The 16,592-nt window shown below is 39.6% G+C and carries 12 protein-coding genes and 2 pseudogenes; 12 read left to right on the plus strand and 2 right to left on the minus strand.

Going from position 1 to position 16,592, the window contains the following annotated elements:
• Window positions 1–132: 132 nt before the first annotated feature.
• A complete protein-coding gene (gene zigA, locus KTI79_RS11470; RefSeq protein WP_086376016.1) occupies window positions 133–1,398 on the plus strand; it encodes a zinc metallochaperone GTPase ZigA in 1,266 nt (421 codons plus the stop codon).
• Between the two features lie 33 nt (window positions 1,399–1,431).
• On the opposite strand, the gene KTI79_RS11475 is transcribed toward zigA, so the two are convergent.
• Window positions 1,432–2,544 carry an acyltransferase family protein gene (locus tag KTI79_RS11475; RefSeq protein WP_086376017.1) on the minus strand — a complete coding sequence of 371 codons (1,113 nt, stop codon included), beginning with the start codon at window positions 2,542–2,544 and terminating at the stop codon, window positions 1,432–1,434.
• A gap of 354 nt (window positions 2,545–2,898) precedes the next feature.
• On the opposite strand from KTI79_RS11475, the gene hutC reads away from it, so the two are divergent.
• From hutC to KTI79_RS11530, 11 genes and pseudogenes are all read left to right on the plus strand, one after another.
• Window positions 2,899–3,651, plus strand: a complete 753-nt coding sequence (gene hutC / locus KTI79_RS11480) for a histidine utilization repressor (RefSeq protein WP_086376018.1) — start codon at window positions 2,899–2,901, stop codon at window positions 3,649–3,651.
• Window positions 3,648–4,223 carry a HutD family protein gene (locus KTI79_RS11485; protein WP_199964048.1) on the plus strand — a complete coding sequence of 192 codons (576 nt, stop codon included), beginning with the start codon at window positions 3,648–3,650 and terminating at the stop codon, window positions 4,221–4,223. The genes hutC and KTI79_RS11485 overlap by 4 nt, the downstream gene beginning before the upstream one ends.
• Window positions 4,224–4,484: 261 nt before the next feature.
• A complete protein-coding gene (hutU, locus tag KTI79_RS11490) occupies window positions 4,485–6,152 on the plus strand; it encodes a urocanate hydratase (protein ID WP_080947673.1) in 1,668 nt (555 codons plus the stop codon).
• An 87-nt stretch (window positions 6,153–6,239) separates the two neighbouring features.
• Window positions 6,240–7,778 carry a histidine ammonia-lyase gene (gene hutH / locus KTI79_RS11495; RefSeq protein ID WP_046812104.1) on the plus strand — a complete coding sequence of 513 codons (1,539 nt, stop codon included), beginning with the start codon at window positions 6,240–6,242 and terminating at the stop codon, window positions 7,776–7,778.
• A 64-nt stretch (window positions 7,779–7,842) separates the two neighbouring features.
• Window positions 7,843–9,255, plus strand: coding sequence for an amino acid permease (locus KTI79_RS11500; RefSeq protein WP_086376019.1), 1,413 nt, complete (start codon window positions 7,843–7,845; stop codon window positions 9,253–9,255).
• A gap of 51 nt (window positions 9,256–9,306) precedes the next feature.
• On the plus strand, window positions 9,307–10,512 hold the full coding sequence (gene hutI, locus KTI79_RS11505; RefSeq protein ID WP_086376020.1) for an imidazolonepropionase: 1,206 nt from the start codon (window positions 9,307–9,309) through the stop codon (window positions 10,510–10,512).
• Window positions 10,513–10,522: 10 nt separating this feature from the next.
• Window positions 10,523–11,443 carry a formimidoylglutamase gene (gene hutG / locus KTI79_RS11510; RefSeq protein ID WP_086376021.1) on the plus strand — a complete coding sequence of 307 codons (921 nt, stop codon included), beginning with the start codon at window positions 10,523–10,525 and terminating at the stop codon, window positions 11,441–11,443.
• A gap of 254 nt (window positions 11,444–11,697) precedes the next feature.
• On the plus strand, window positions 11,698–13,524 hold the full coding sequence (locus KTI79_RS11515; protein ID WP_086376022.1) for a DUF885 domain-containing protein: 1,827 nt from the start codon (window positions 11,698–11,700) through the stop codon (window positions 13,522–13,524).
• Window positions 13,525–13,623: 99 nt separating this feature from the next.
• A complete protein-coding gene (locus KTI79_RS11520; protein WP_086376023.1) occupies window positions 13,624–14,262 on the plus strand; it encodes an HAD family hydrolase in 639 nt (212 codons plus the stop codon).
• Between the two features lie 23 nt (window positions 14,263–14,285).
• Window positions 14,286–15,086 (plus strand): glutamate racemase, encoded by an 801-nt coding sequence (murI, locus tag KTI79_RS11525; protein WP_086376024.1) that lies wholly within the window; start codon window positions 14,286–14,288, stop codon window positions 15,084–15,086.
• A 717-nt stretch (window positions 15,087–15,803) separates the two neighbouring features.
• Window positions 15,804–16,098, plus strand: a pseudogene (locus KTI79_RS11530) (hypothetical protein).
• Between the two features lie 282 nt (window positions 16,099–16,380).
• On the opposite strand, the pseudogene KTI79_RS19145 reads toward KTI79_RS11530, so the two are convergent.
• Window positions 16,381–16,587, minus strand: a pseudogene (locus KTI79_RS19145) (hypothetical protein); the annotation flags it as partial.
• Window positions 16,588–16,592 lie beyond the last annotated feature (5 nt).

Genomic DNA, 16,592 nt, shown 5'->3' on the forward strand with positions numbered 1-16,592 from the left:
TTTCAAAGACTAACTGAGTTGTTTTGAATAAAAGCGGAATAAAAACTTGATCAATAGTTATGTTATAACATAACATTATTGTGGTTTAGAAATAGATTACGCCTGTGATCTGGTCATATTAAATGGCCAGCCATGATCAGTTTAAATATTATTCAAAGAGATCAAGCCATGCGCACTGCAATCGCCAACTCATTTGCCAAGCTTCCTGTCACTGTTTTATCGGGCTTTTTAGGTGCAGGAAAGACCACATTACTCAACCATATTTTAAATAATCGTGAAGGCCGCCGTATTGCCGTGATTGTCAATGATATGTCTGAGGTGAATATTGATGCGGCATTAGTACGCGAAGGTGGGGCGGAGCTTTCAAGAACAGATGAAAAGCTGGTTGAAATGAGTAATGGCTGTATCTGTTGTACGCTACGAGAAGATTTACTGGTTGAGGTAAGACGTTTAGCTGATGAAGGACGCTTTGACCAGTTAGTTATTGAGTCAACTGGCATTTCAGAACCTTTACCTGTGGCAGAAACCTTTACCTTTGAAGATGAAGATGGAAACTCACTCAATGAGTTCGCTCGACTCGACACCATGGTCACGGTAGTCGATGCTTTTAACTTTCTTAAAGATTACAGTTCAGTTGACTCCCTGCAACAACGCGGCGAGTCATTAGGCGAACAAGATGAGAGAACTGTGGTTGACCTCCTTATCGACCAGATTGAGTTTTGTGATGTGATTGTGCTGAATAAAATTGACCTGATTGATCAGGTTCAGCAAGACCAACTCATCGCCATTTTAAAAACATTAAACCCGCGTGCCCGAATTGAAATTGCACAATTTGGAAACATCGCTTTAGATAAAATTTTAAATACGCAGTTATTTGATTTTGATGAAGCTGCGCAAGCACCAGGCTGGTTAAAAGAGTTACGCGGCGAGCATACGCCAGAGACTGAAGAGTATGGAATCAGTAGCTTTGTTTACCGCGCGCGTCGACCTTTTCATCCAGAGCGTTTTTATGATTTGGTACAGGCTGAATGGCCGGGAGTCGTGCGTTCCAAAGGCTTTTTCTGGTTGGCTGCCGAACCGACATTGGCTTATTCATGGTCACAAGCGGGTGCAATGGCTCGACATGGCTTAGCTGGTTATTGGTGGGCGGCCGTTGCAGAAGAAGATTGGCCGAGTGACCTAGCCAGCATTGAACAAATTAAGAAAAACTGGGATGCCCGCACAGGTGATGCGCGTCAGGAACTGGTTTTAATTGGTATGCAAATGGATGAGCAAGCGTTAATACAGCGCTTAGATCGTTGCTTGTTAAGCGATGAAGAAATGGCTTTAGGACCACAAGTTTGGCAGAGCTGGTCTAATCCTTTTAAGCAAGATGATGAAACCATGTTGATTGCTTAATTAAATAAGCCCCTATTTTAAAGGGGCTTATTTTTATGATTTATCTTTAATAAAAACCTTTCGAATATAGTTGTTGAACGGTGTGGAATAATATTTTTCAATCGCTGCGCTGATGATAAAAGTCAAAACCAGATAGCCAATTAAAAGCATAATTTTGATGCTAGCATCGGTTTGAGCCGGAACAAAGGCAACTTTCATAAGGCCTAGTACTACCAGATGGAACAGATAAGTCTCATAACTTCTTTGCCCCAACCAGACCATCACTTTGGTAAGTAGAGTATGTGCCTGTGTTTCGGAAGGATGCTGAAAACACAAAATCAGTAAGCCTGTCGCAAGAGCAAATAAGCTAATACCCCATGTACTGACTTCTTTAATTGGTGCATATAAATAAAGAGCGACCATATTCAAAATAATCAACCAAGAAAGAGGTTTTTTATAGGGCCAATTTGGCTGATATTTATGAGAGAAAATCGCCGTTAAACAGCCAATTGCTATGCCGTCAAAACTTGAAAAATAATGATATAAATAAGCGCCGCTTTCTTCTCCAAAATGCAGAGATCTAAAATAAGGGCCATATAAAATTACGCCAACAAGTAAAGCAATAAAGACCTTATTACTACGTGTGAGTAGGCACAATAATGGGAAAACAAAGTAAAAAACTTCTTCTACAGAGAGTGACCACAACACGCCCAAAGCGTAGTTTACCCAACCGAATTTAATAATCAGGATATTCATCCAGAAGGTTAAAGCCGCAAAAATTGTTAGTGGATAGGAAACCTCAATGCCATTCGGTGCTTGGTTCATAAAGGGTTTTAAGTCAAATGAACCAAGTACACTTACACCTAAAATGAGTAATACCAGACACGGTAAAATACGCGCTGTCCGTCGGATATAAAAATGCTTGAGGTTAATTGCGGAAAATTGTTTATCTCTTTTTAAAGTGTGATGGGTAATTAAAAAACCCGAAATCACAAAAAACATGGTAACGCCATAATTTCCATTTCTTGCGATAACTGTGCTAAATGCTTCACCTAAGAAATCAAAACCTAACCATGTATCTTTGAGTTTATAGGGAATATTAAAATGATGTAAAAGAACTAAAAGGATAGAGATTCCTCGAAGAATATCTATTTTATAATTACGCATTCGATGTGCTTCCAGTTTTATTAATATACTGTGTGGCAGAAGAATACTATCGATCAGTTATTTTAAATAAAAGTTTTAAGCATCATTTCGTAAATTAGAAAAGACGATACTTTTTATATCCTTGAATTGAGCATAGACTTAGCAGAAATAACTATTAAATAAATATTGATAAAATACTAATATATTTGAATTTCTCTACATAAAACTTTAAATTAGCTCTTATCGAGCGATGTTTATTTTTTAAACTTTTTGAAATCTATTTAATTCATAAATTAACATGTTGTATGTGGTTGTATATACATAGCATGTCAAATAAAATACCTTTTTGCCTGCTGCCTTTTTGAGTAATTAGTTATGCCCAGAACATCAAAACAAGAACATACTGAGCTTTCGATTGAAGCTGATAGTCCAGTTCCTCTATACCAACGCGTCAAACAGCTGATTTCACAAAAGATTTATGAAGGCTCGTGGGCTGTAAATAAAAAAATTCCTTCGGAAAGTGAACTCGTTAATCAACTCGGCTGTAGCCGTATGACGGTAAACCGTGCGCTACGTGAGTTAACAACAGAAGGCTTACTTGTTCGAATTCAAGGCGTTGGTTCTTTCGTTGCTGAAGGGCAAGGCCGAACTGCACTTTTTCAAATTAATAATATTGCCGATGAGATTATTGCACGAAACCATAAGCACCACGCTGAAGTTTTGGTCTTAGAACAAATTTATGCAAATGCAGAACAAAGCGTGTTAATGCAGACTCGCGAAGGCCAAAGATTATTTCACTCGATTATTGTGCATTATGAAAATGATGTACCTGTTCAGGTCGAAGATCGTCTGGTTGATGCAGCGCTTATTCCAGATTATTTAGAACAAGATTTTAAAACCATTACTCCAAATGCTTACCTCATGGCAAAAGCACCCGTGACGGAAGGTGAACACATTGTTGAGGCCGTTTTAGCATCTCCTCAAGAGTGTAAGTGGTTGAAGATTACTAAAGCTGAGCCATGCTTACTCATTCGTCGCCGTACATGGTCAAATAAACAACTCATTTCAAGTGCGCGTTTGATCTATCCGGGTAGTCGTTATTATCTCGAAGGGAAATTTAACCCATGATTGAATTGATCAGGGCCGATCAATATACAAAAATGCTTTGGAAAAACGGCGCAGGCTTTACCTTAGAAATTGCTCGAAGCCAAGGTGAGGCTGATTTCGATTGGCGTATTTCGATGGCAGATGTGACCACTTCCGGACCATTTTCACTATTTCTCAGTAAGCAGCGCATTATTAGCGTACTTGATGGACAGGGCATGGTATTGCATGTCGATGATCTTCCTGCCAAAAAGCTGAACCAAGGTGATATTTTTGCATTTCATGGTGAAAGTCATGTCCAAAGTGAACTGGTTGACGGTGCAATTCGAGATTTAAATTTAATTTATGATCCTGCAAAGTTCCATGCCCGTTTTCAGTGGTTGAATGATGCGGCGGAGCAGACATTTATTAGCTCGGCAGACCTGATTTTTATTTTTAATCAGGGCGCTGAAACGGAAGTAAATGTTGATGATCATTCCTTTCAGATTGCTGCTACTGAGACTTTAAAAATTGAAAAAAATAGTGGGGTAACATCGGTTCATTTTACGCAAAATCAGCCAAACGGTTGTTACGTTATTGAGCTAATTCAACGTTAAAACTTAAGTGATTTGCTTCTTTGAGAGCACATGTCTAGTGAAAAGATATGTGCTTTTTTTATGCTAGATACAAAAATAAATTAATTTAATTCATTAGCTTATTCAATTTTTTCAAAAAAATATGAGTCACCCTCTTCACGCCAAAAAATATTTGTGTAGTATATGGATGTATATACAAGTTAATACATTACTATACAAATGCAGAAACAAGTGATGTTCTGCTGATGTAAGCTCAAAGGAAGGAGTCCGCCTGTGACAACAATGACAACAAAATTTCGTGATGTAGAAATTCGTGCGCCACGCGGCACTGAATTGACGGCTAAAAGTTGGTTAACTGAAGCTCCATTACGTATGTTGATGAATAACCTTGATCCGGACGTTGCGGAAAACCCGAAAGAGTTAGTTGTATACGGCGGTATTGGCCGTGCAGCACGAAACTGGGAATGTTTCGACAAAATTGTAGATACTTTAAAAAATCTTGAAACTGATGAAACGTTATTAGTTCAATCAGGTAAGCCAGTAGGCGTATTTAAAACTCATAAAGATGCTCCACGCGTTTTAATTGCAAACTCAAACCTTGTACCGCACTGGGCAAACTGGGAACACTTCAACGAGTTAGACGCAAAAGCTTTGGCGATGTATGGTCAAATGACAGCAGGTTCGTGGATCTACATTGGTAGCCAAGGTATTGTACAAGGTACTTACGAAACTTTCGTTGAGGCAGGCCGCCAACATTACAACGGTGATTTAAAAGGCCGTTGGGTTCTTACTGCTGGTTTAGGCGGTATGGGTGGCGCTCAGCCTTTAGCTGCAACACTTGCAGGTGCTTGTTCTTTAAATATTGAATGCCAACAAGCAAGTATCGATTTCCGTTTACGTACCCGTTATGTAGACGAACAAGCAACTGACTTAGACGATGCTTTAGCGCGTATTGACCGCTATACAAAAGAAGGTAAAGCAATTTCAATTGCGCTTCATGGTAACGCTGCTGAAATTTTACCTGAGCTTGTACGTCGTGGTGTACGTCCAGACATGGTGACTGACCAAACAAGTGCGCACGATCCCCTTAATGGCTACTTACCAGTAGGTTGGACTTGGGATGAATACCGTGCACGCGCGAAAACCGAACCAGAAGCTGTTGTAAAAGCTGCAAAACAGTCGATGGCGAAACACGTACAAGCAATGCTTGATTTCCAAAAAATGGGTGTCCCAACATTTGACTATGGCAATAACATCCGTCAAATGGCGAAAGATGAAGGCGTAGCAAACGCTTTTGATTTCCCTGGCTTCGTACCTGCATACATCCGTCCATTGTTCTGCCGTGGTATTGGTCCATTCCGTTGGGCTGCGCTTTCTGGTGACCCAGAAGACATTTATAAAACAGATGCCAAAGTTAAAGAGTTAATTCCTGATGATGAACATTTACATCACTGGTTAGACATGGCACGTGAACGTATTAGCTTCCAAGGTTTACCAGCGCGTATTTGCTGGGTTGGTCTAGGCTTACGTGCAAAACTTGGTTTGGCATTTAACGAAATGGTTCGTAGCGGTGAATTGTCTGCACCAGTTGTGATTGGTCGTGACCATTTAGACTCAGGTTCGGTTGCGAGTCCAAACCGTGAAACCGAAGCAATGCAAGACGGATCAGACGCAGTATCAGATTGGCCTTTATTAAACGCGTTGCTCAATACAGCAGGCGGCGCAACTTGGGTGTCTTTACATCACGGTGGTGGTGTAGGTATGGGCTTCTCTCAACACTCAGGCGTTGTGATTGTGTGTGATGGTACAGATGAAGCTGCTGCACGTATTGCTCGCGTACTGACCAATGACCCTGCAACAGGTGTTATGCGTCATGCCGATGCAGGTTATGAGATTGCGATTAACTGTGCGAAAGAGCAAGGCCTACACTTGCCAATGATCACGCAATAAAAATACACGGAAGAACTGGCGGTGCTTTTTGCAATTGTGAAAAGCACCGTCTCAGCAGAATATAGTGCAAAAAATTAGGAAGCCAACATGGAATTACTGATCCAACCGGGAAAACTAACCTTAGCCGATTTACGTCAAGCTTACCTCAACCCAATTAAAGTTAAATTAGATGAAAGTGCTTCATCTGCGATCAATGCAAGTGTGGCTTGTGTAGAGCAGATTGTAAATGAAGGGCGTACAGCTTACGGCATTAATACTGGTTTTGGTTTACTTGCTTCGACCAAGATTGCTCCTGAAGATTTAGAAAAATTACAGCGTTCATTAGTTCTCTCGCATGCGGCAGGTGTAGGTGAAGCACTTGATGATGCAATGGTTCGTTTAATTATTCTATTGAAAGCAAATAGCTTGGCGCGTGGTTTCTCTGGTATTCGCCGTAAAGTCATTGATGCTTTGTTGGCTTTAATTAATGCTGAGGTTTATCCGCATATTCCTCTTAAAGGTTCAGTAGGTGCATCAGGTGACTTAGCACCACTTGCACATATGTCCCTAATTTTATTGGGTGAGAGTAAAGCACGTTATAAAGGTGAATGGTTACCAGCAGTTGAAGCTTTAAAAATTGCAGGCTTAGAACCAATTTCTTTGGCTGCTAAAGAAGGTTTAGCACTTTTAAATGGTACACAGGTTTCGACTGCTTATGCTTTACGCGGCTTATTTGAAGCGGAAGATTTATTTGCTGCTGCGACAGTTTGTGGTGGTTTAAGTGTTGAAGCGATGCTGGGTTCACGCTCACCGTTCGATGCACGTATTCACGAAGTACGCGGTCAACGTGGTCAAATTGATGTTGCTGCGGCTTATCGCGATTTATTGACTGATTCGAGTGAAATTTCTCGTTCGCATGAAGAATGTGGCAAAGTTCAAGACCCGTATTCATTACGTTGCCAACCACAGGTGATGGGTGCATGTTTAACTCAAATCCGTCAGGCTGCTGAAGTATTAGAAATTGAAGCCAATGCCGTATCTGATAACCCGCTTGTGTTTGCTGAACAAGGTGACGTGATTTCTGGTGGTAACTTCCATGCAGAACCTGTTGCAATGGCGGCCGACAATTTAGCATTGGCAATTGCAGAAATTGGTTCACTGTCTGAACGTCGTATTTCGATGATGATGGACCGTCACATGTCACAACTTCCACCGTTCTTGGTAGCAAATGGTGGTGTTAACTCAGGCTTTATGATTGCTCAAGTTACCGCTGCTGCTCTTGCGAGTGACAACAAAGCGCTTGCACATCCGGCAAGTGTGGATAGCTTGCCAACTTCAGCTAACCAAGAAGACCATGTATCAATGGCTCCGAATGCGGGTAAACGTCTTTGGTATATGGCTGACAACGTCCGTGGCATTTTAGCTGTTGAATGGTTAGGCGCTTGTCAGGGGTTAGACTTCCGTGAAGGCCTAAAAAGCTCGCCTAAACTTGAACAAGCTCGTAAAATCTTGCGCGCTCAAGTGCCTTACTACAGTGAAGACCGTTTCTTTGCTCCTGATATTGAACAAGCAAGTGAATTACTCTCAAGCGGCTGCTTAAACGAGTTACTTATTCCAAAACTACTCCCTAGTTTATCTGAAGTGTGATTAATAAAACGGTCACATGGAGTGGCCGAATCTAACTAAATATCCTCAAGGATTGGAGATTATAATGTCACAAAGCTCCACATTACAGCGGGGGTTGAACACCCGCCACATTCGTTTCTTGGCATTAGGCTCAGCAATTGGAACTGGGCTTTTCTATGGTTCGGCAACTGCCATTAAAATGGCAGGGCCTTCAGTATTACTTGCGTATATCGTTGCAGGGATTGCAATTTATATCGTGATGCGTGCACTGGGTGAAATGGCAGTCCAAAATCCAGTTTCTGGTTCGTTTAGCCACTATGCTTCGCAGTACATTGGTCCTTTAGCGGGTTTCACCACAGGGTGGACTTATGTCTTTGAGATGATCATTGTTGCTTTAGCTGATGTCACTGCTTTTGGTATTTATATGGGGTTCTGGTATCCCGATGTGCCACGGTGGATCTGGATTCTATCGCTGATTATGTTCTTGGGGGCAATTAACCTGATTCACGTTAAAGTCTTTGGTGAACTCGAGTTTTGGCTTTCTATTGTCAAGGTGAGTGCCATTGTTGCCATGATTTTAGGTGGAATAGGCTTAATGTTCTATGGATTCCATGCTGACCATAGCAGTGTGGTACCGGGGATTCAAAATTTATGGATTTATGATGGCTTTATGCCACATGGGATTGCAGGCCTAGTGGCATGTTTATCTGTGGTTGTATTTGCTTTCGGTGGTATCGAAATTATTGGTATTACAGCAGGTGAATCACAAGATCCAAAAACCACGTTACCAAAAGCAATTAATGCAGTTCCAGTACGTATTTTACTTTTCTATGTACTGACCATTTTTGTACTGATGTCGATTTTTCCATGGAACCAGATCGGTAGCCAAGGTAGTCCTTTCGTACAGATTTTTGAGAATTTAGGCATTAAATCGGCGGCAACAATTTTAAATATTGTTGTTATTACAGCAGCAGTTTCAGCGATTAATAGTGATGTCTTTGGTGCAGGGCGTATGCTTTATGGCATGGCAAACCGTGGTCAAGCACCTCGAATTTTCCAAAAATTGTCACGTAATGGTGTGCCATGGATGACTGTTGTGGTTATGGCTGGTGTGCTATTAATTGGTGTAGTGCTGAACTATCTGATTCCTGAAAATGTATTCATGATCATTGCCTCAATTGCAACTTTCGCAACTGTTTGGGTGTGGCTCATGATCTTGCTTTCACAAGTCGCGATGCGCCGTAAGTTATCTACTACTGAAATTAAAGCACTTGATTTTCCTGTAATTGGCTGGCCGTATGCTCCTGCTTTTGCAATTGGTTTTATGGTGTTCATTTTAGTCATGATGGGTTATTTCCCAGACTCGCGTCCTGCAATTTATGTCGGAATCACATGGCTTGTTCTGTTAATGATTGCTTATCGTATTTGGGTAAAACCTCAGCAAAATTTGGGAAAGCAAAATAATTCAGTCCCGCAAAATATTGAGATAGAAAGCTAACAAATGAACTGCCCAATGGTTTAACGATTGGGCAGTTTCGAGGATAGGCTAATGAAAAAACTCTGGCAAAATTGCCACATTGCAACCATGCAAAATGGGCAATATTCCTACATTGAAGATGCTGCAATCGTTACAGATGGGCATCTCATTCAGTGGATTGGAAAACAACAAGAACTTCCTGCCGATACTTATTCAGAAACAGTTGATTTAAAAGGCGCTTGGGTAACTCCAGGGTTTATTGATTGTCATACACATAGTGTATTTGGTGGCAACCGTAGTGTTGAATTTGAAAAGCGTTTACAGGGCGTAAGTTACGCTGAAATTGCTGCAAGCGGTGGCGGTATTGCCAGCACAGTGCGTGCAACGCGTGAAGCAAGCGAAGAACAATTACTGAAATCAGCTCTTAAGCGTATTCGTTGTATGCAACAAGACGGTGTAACGACCATCGAGATTAAGTCTGGTTACGGACTGAATTACGAAAATGAACGCAAGATGCTGCGTGTGATTCGTCAAATTGGTGAAGCTTTACCAATGACGGTAAAAAGTACCTGCCTAGCTGCGCATGCTTTGCCGCCAGAATACAAAGACCAAAGCGATGCTTATATCGAGCATATCTGTACAGAAATGCTGCCTAAACTGCATGCTGAAGGTTTAGTCGATGCAGTTGATGCATTCTGTGAGCATTTAGCATTTTCACCTGCTCAAGTTGAACGTGTTTTTAAAACGGCACAATCATTAGGTCTACCCGTTAAGCTTCATGCTGAGCAGCTCTCATCGCTAGGTGGCTCAAGTTTGGCAGCACGTTATCATGCGTTGTCGGCTGACCATTTAGAGTACATGACTGAAGATGATGTTAAAGCCATGGCAGAGTCGGGCACGGTTGCAGTGTTATTACCGGGTGCCTTTTATTTATTGCGTGAAACACAATATCCACCGATTGAAAGTCTCATTAAACATGGCGTGCGTATCGCGCTGTCGAGTGATTTAAATCCGGGTACATCTCCAGCACTTTCTTTACGTTTAATGCTCAACATGGGCAGCACACTTTTTCGCTTAACGCCTGAGCAAGCATTAGCGGGTGTCACCATTCATGCTGCACAAGCGCTCGGTTTAGAGCAAACACACGGCAGTTTAGAGCAGGGTAAAGTCGCTGACTTTGTGGCTTGGGATATTGAGCATCCATCTGAAATAGTTTACTGGCTGGGCGGAGATTTGCCTAAGCGAGTCGTTCAGCATGGAAAAGAAGTTATTTTTTAGACGGTGGCACATGAATCACACATTTAAATGGCAAGGCCGACATGATGGCGAGGGTGAGGCACACCATCGTATCCACCATATCATGAACAAAAACCAACATGCTGAATTTGCCCTGATTGGCTTTAGTTCTGATGAAGGCGTGAAACGCAACAAAGGCCGAGTCGGCGCTGCCGATGCACCAGATGCAATCCGTACTCAACTTGCTAACTTACCTATTCATCGCCCAGTCAGTATTGTCGATTTGGGTACAGTGACCTGCGAATCTGAGAATTTAGAGCAAGCACAAACCGAGTTAGCTGAACAAGTCGCAAACAGCTTGCAAAATGGTTTAAAGCCGATTGTATTGGGCGGAGGACATGAAGTTGCATTTGGTAGCTTTAGTGGTCTGTTCCAATATATACAAGCCCACGCGCCAGATAAAAAAATAGGCATTATTAATTTCGATGCCCATTTCGATTTGCGTGAAGCAGAGCATGCTACCTCTGGAACACCTTTCTTACAGGCAGCTCGACTTTCAGAACAGCATCAAAAACAATTTAATTATTTATGTATTGGGGTCGCCAACCATGCCAATACTAAAATTTTATTTGATACAGCCGATGCTCTAAATTGTTCATATTTACGCGATCATGAGGTTAATATTTTTAACCTAAACAACGTGCTCGCGGCGGTTGATGCTTTTATTGAAAAAGTAGACTGCTTGTACGTTACGATTGATTTAGATGTCTTCGCTGCTGCGGTTGCACCGGGGGTCAGTGCGCCAGCTGTCAAAGGAATTGATTTGGCGACTTTTGAAGCGATTTTTAAGCATATTCAAGAGACTGGCAAAATCCAATTGTTAGATATTGCTGAGTGCAATCCAAAATTTGATTTAGACAATAGAACAGCAAAACTGGCTGCCTATATTGTTTATCAATATTTGTTTTCTTGAGAAACAATTTTTAATGTAGAAATTCAAAAGTGCACTGAGATTGCTCATGTGCACTTTTTTTTAAGTTCTTGGTCTATTAAAGTCAGATGTGGAATATAGATAGCAACTATAAATAATATAATTAAAAAGAAAATTAATTTATAAAATCATTTAGTTAAAAAAATACTCGATTTTTACACCATTTTATATGCTGCTTGGCACGTAATTTGTTTTGTCTTTATTTTAACCTTTGTTAAATATTTCTGGATAATTAAATGAAAAACAGAACCTTACAATTGGCTTGTATCAGTGTTTTATTTTGGATGTCTCATTCTTCTAATGCTACATCCCCCGAAATAAATACAAATAGCATCGAAAAATCACAATCTAAACCAAATAGTAATGTCTCTGTTCGGGTGAAAGCTTTAAACCAACTTTTACAGGAACAGTGGGAATATACTTTGAAAAATAGTCCTGAAACTGCAACCGTTTTAGGAGATTTACGCTACAACGATCGATGGACAGAGCTTTCAAAAAATCAGATCGAGAAAGATAAAAAAAGTACGCAAAATTTTTTAAAACGTTTTGAAGCGATTGATAGCACAGGATTTTCAGCAACTGATCAATTAAATAAAGATTTAATGATTTATCAGTTGAAAGAGACACTTAAAAATTATGATTTGAAATTGTATGAGATGCCTTTCAATCAAATGTGGGGACTACATTTACAATTTCCGGGATTTATTAGTTCGATTCCATTTGATAATGCTAAGCAATATCAAGACTATATTTCTCGTTTAAAACAAATTCCTCTTATTCTTGATCAAGGTATTCAGTTAGCGAAACAAGGCCAAAAAGATGGTTTGATGCCACCCAAATATTTAATTGAAAAGGTGGCAAAGCAGATTAATAGCATTGCAACTCCCGCAGGAAAGGACAGTGTTTTTGCCTCTCCATTAAAGCAATTTCCAAAAAATATTTCGAAAGCAGAACAAGAGCGTTTAAGCCGTGAAATACTACAGGCCATAGATCAGAATGTTAGGCCTGCTTATCAAAAACTTGGCACGTTTATTCAGAAAGATTACTTATCCCATGGACGACAACACGAGGGTATATGGAGCTTACCAAACGGTGACGAGCTCTATCGCTTTTATGTAGAAAACAATACGACAACCTCTGAAAGCCCTGAAAATATTCATCAGCTTGGGTTAAAAGAAGTTGCTCGTATAGAAGCGGAAATGCTGAAAATTGCTAAAGCACAAGGTTTCAATGACTTAAAAAGTTTCCAACAATCATTAAAAACAAATCCCGCTGTTTTCCCAAAATCTCGTGAAGAAATTTTAGAGATTTATCGGGGATATATTGCCCAAATGCAACCAGAGTTGCCGAAGCTGTTTGGTTTATTACCCAAAAATAAAGTCGAAGTTTTGCCTGTAGAGCAATATCGAGAAAAAGAAGCGGCAGGTGCGGAGTATCACCAAGGAACACCTGATGGTTCACGCCCCGGACAGGTATATGTAAATACTGGCGACTTCTCTGAACGTTCCAAAATATCAATGGAAGCAACCGCTTACCATGAGGCAATTCCCGGCCACCATATGCAGATTGATATTGCCCAAAATCTGCCAAATTTGCCGATGTTCCGAAAGCAGCCCAACCATACCGCTTATATTGAAGGATGGGCACTTTACGCAGAGCAATTGGGTAAAGACGTTGGTTTCTATAAAGACCCGCTTTCAGACTATGGAAGACTATCGAGTGAGTTGTTCCGTGCTTGCCGTCTAGTGGTGGACACTGGCGTACATTATAAAAAATGGACGCGGCAGCAAATGATTGATTTCATGAGAGAACACTCAGCTTTAGATGAACCTGATATTCAGGCAGAGGCAGACCGCTATATTGCTATTCCTGCCCAAGCATTAGCATATAAGATGGGACAACTGAAAATTTTAGAGCTACGAGAGCTCGCCAAACAGGAGCTTGGAGACCGTTTTGATATCAAAGCATTCCATGACATGATTTTAAATGCAGGAACATTGCCTTTAAATATACTCGATGCCCGTATTAAAAATTGGATAAAGGAGCAAAAAGCAGCAGCTTAAAATAAAATTCGAAATTTAGGTCAGGTCCTCGTTGGACCTGATTTAAAAACCGATAGAAAACAGAATATAATAATAAAAAATATATTTTCGAAACTAGAAATGGAAAAAAACCTAAAAGAATATCAGGCTATTATTTTTGATTTAGATGGCACTTTAGCCGACTCCTTTCATTTTTTTCTAAGCGTTTTAAATCAACTTTCCGCAAAGTATAAGTTTAAATCGGTAAGCCTTCACGAAGTCGATTACTACAAACAACTTACGCCTAGAGAAATTATGAAAGAGATGAATGTTTCTCGGTGGAAACTGCCTTGGATTGCGAAAGATTTTATTCGGTTAATGAAAGAAAGAGATGAAGAAATTCATTTGTTTGAGGGTATGCGGAACCACTTAATTGAACTGCATAAGCGGGGTTATACGCTCGCAATTATTACTTCAAACTCTAAAGAAAACTGTCAAAATGTACTGGGTAAAGAACTCTGTGAGCTTTTTAGCCATATTGATGGTGGCTCGTCTATATTTGGCAAAGCGAAGCGGATTAAGCATGTTCTCAACATTTTGGACGTAAGTAAAAACCAAGCAATTTATGTCGGCGACCAAACCACTGATGGCGAAGCTGCACATAAAGCAGGTATTGATTTTGCTGCGGTAGGTTGGGGTTATACATCGGCTGAAAAATTAAAAACTATTCAGCCCAAAGTCGTGCTCAACGACTTGGCAACTATGAAAGAATTTTTCTAAACACATGAAATACAGGATAAAGCATGAATAACAATAACAACCCGATTGGAATGATTGATTCTGGTTTAGGTGGGCTGTCTCTATTTAAGTACATTCGGCAGGCCCTTCCGAATGAAGACATTATCTATTTTGCTGACTCGAAATATGTCCCGTATGGAGACAGAGAAAGTGACTGGATTGTTTCAAGAACCACGCATTTAATCTCAAATCTTATAAATGAAGGGAAGTGCAAAGCGATTGTGGTTGCTTGTAACACCATGACGGCTGTAGCGATTGAAACAATCAGAGCACAAATTAGTGTGCCACTCATTGCCATAGAACCAGCGGTAAAACCAGCTGTGGCAATGACCATGAGCAAGCATATTGCGGTTTTGGCAACTGCCACTACGGTTAGGGGTAAAAACTTAAAAAGTTTAATTGAAACATATGCGCAAGATATTAAAGTCTCTTTAGTGCCGTGTATTGGCTTAGCTGAAAAAATTGAAACGGGCAAAGCGCATACCGCGGAAGTTAAGGATTATTTAAAAAATATTTTAGCGCCGTTGGTCGAGCAAAAAGTCGATACGATTATTTTAGGATGCACACACTATCCATTTGTCTCAGACACGATTCAGGAAATTGTAGGTCGTGATATCCAAATTATTGAGCCTTCGGAAGCTGTAACAGCGCAATTAATACGGCAGCTCAATCAATATCATTTAGGTTCTGAAAGTCCAAATGAGGGGAATCATATTATTTGGACCAGTTCAGATCCATTGGAAGTTGCGAATGTTAGTTTTTCTTTGTTAGGTACGCGATTACCCGTAAAAGCTATAGAAAAGTAAACTCTAGAAAAGATGATAAGAGGTATATGCTTATCATCTTATATTTATATAAACTGTTAAATTAGAATTAATGATTAATCTATTTTATTAACTAAATATATATAACCAAATTTTATATTTTAAATTTAATTAAAATTCGCAAATATAATAAAGATAATAATATTATTTAAACATTAGTTAAATTATTATATTTAAACTTTTTTTATTAAAATAAATTGACGTTCTTTATTATACCAATTATTATTTCGTTGCTGGCCTACATCGCCAGTCGGTTTTGACAGACCGTGTCTAGCGTGTCGGGTTATACTTTCTCAGTATTTCCCGTGTGGAACCTTTGTGCCCCCTTTTTCTCTATGGTAGGGCGGAAGGGGGACGCGTACGCGCGTGCTGATCGCTAGGCTCAGTCTGTCAACCCTCTTTCGTTCTGCCACCCTAATCAATTGACGGTGATTTGGTGGTAGGACTCCATTTTTAAGGAGTTGGCCATGCCATTATTCAAACTTATTTTCTCTCTCATTTAACTATTTTATTTATTTAAAATTTGGATTTTCTATGTCCTGATTTTTTAAATATATAAATTATTTTTATTTTATAATCTTAATTATTTTGTTTTCCTATTCTTGTGGGAGGATTAATTGTTATTTAAAAAATTATTTTAATATTTAAGCGAATAATATTTTTATTTTATTTAAAGATATAAATAATCATGAGAATAATATGAAACTTCATAAATTTATATTAGTTTTAAACCTTGTGGTCGGTGCTTACAGTATTACAAATGATGAAGCCAATGCTCAGCAGGAATTTAAAAGAATTTGTTTATCAGGTGAACACATGCAAGCCAGTTGCGATTGTATTTGCCAACAGCTCGCGCAAGTGTATTCACCTCAAATCATGCAACGTTTAAAACACACCAGTTTGCAAAGTCCTGTTCTCCCACAGGACTTTGCCCCTAACTTGTTTAGCAGCATTCAACGCTGCGACAAAAATGAAATGGGCTAAGTTCGCTTAGCTCTTTTATCTCTGTGTCGCAATGATCTCTCAAACTTTAAATCAGCGCAAAAGTAAAAGTCCATTGTGACTCAGGGGCCTAGGGGAGTTTTCTACTATCAAACTAAATTCTCTTACACGCAAAAGCGTCTGTGTAGCGATATGAACGCAATAAAAAAAGCCCGATAGGCAATTAATGCGTATCGGGCTTTCTAATATGAGTTATCAAAACTATGGCATGTGTGAGAGTAATAAAGTTTCATACTAGACTGAAACTTTAAATTCAAGTTAAACTACATTCACATTATATCAGTGACGTTTGAAAATCACTGTAAGCTTTTATTTTTTCAAGATCTTGAAGTAACTGATTTTTTCTTCTTAGTATTTCAGTTTTTAGTTCTGTAAAGTCTATAAGAGCTTGTTCAGAAGCTTTGATTTTATTTTCGTAAATATTTTGCTTTTCTTTTAATTGATTAGTCTTGAAATTAAGTTTTTTTGAATCACTTTTTACAGTAA

The organism is Acinetobacter sp. WU_MDCI_Abxd143 (genome assembly GCF_025514195.1).
GTDB classification, from domain to species: domain Bacteria; phylum Pseudomonadota; class Gammaproteobacteria; order Pseudomonadales; family Moraxellaceae; genus Acinetobacter; species Acinetobacter pittii_H.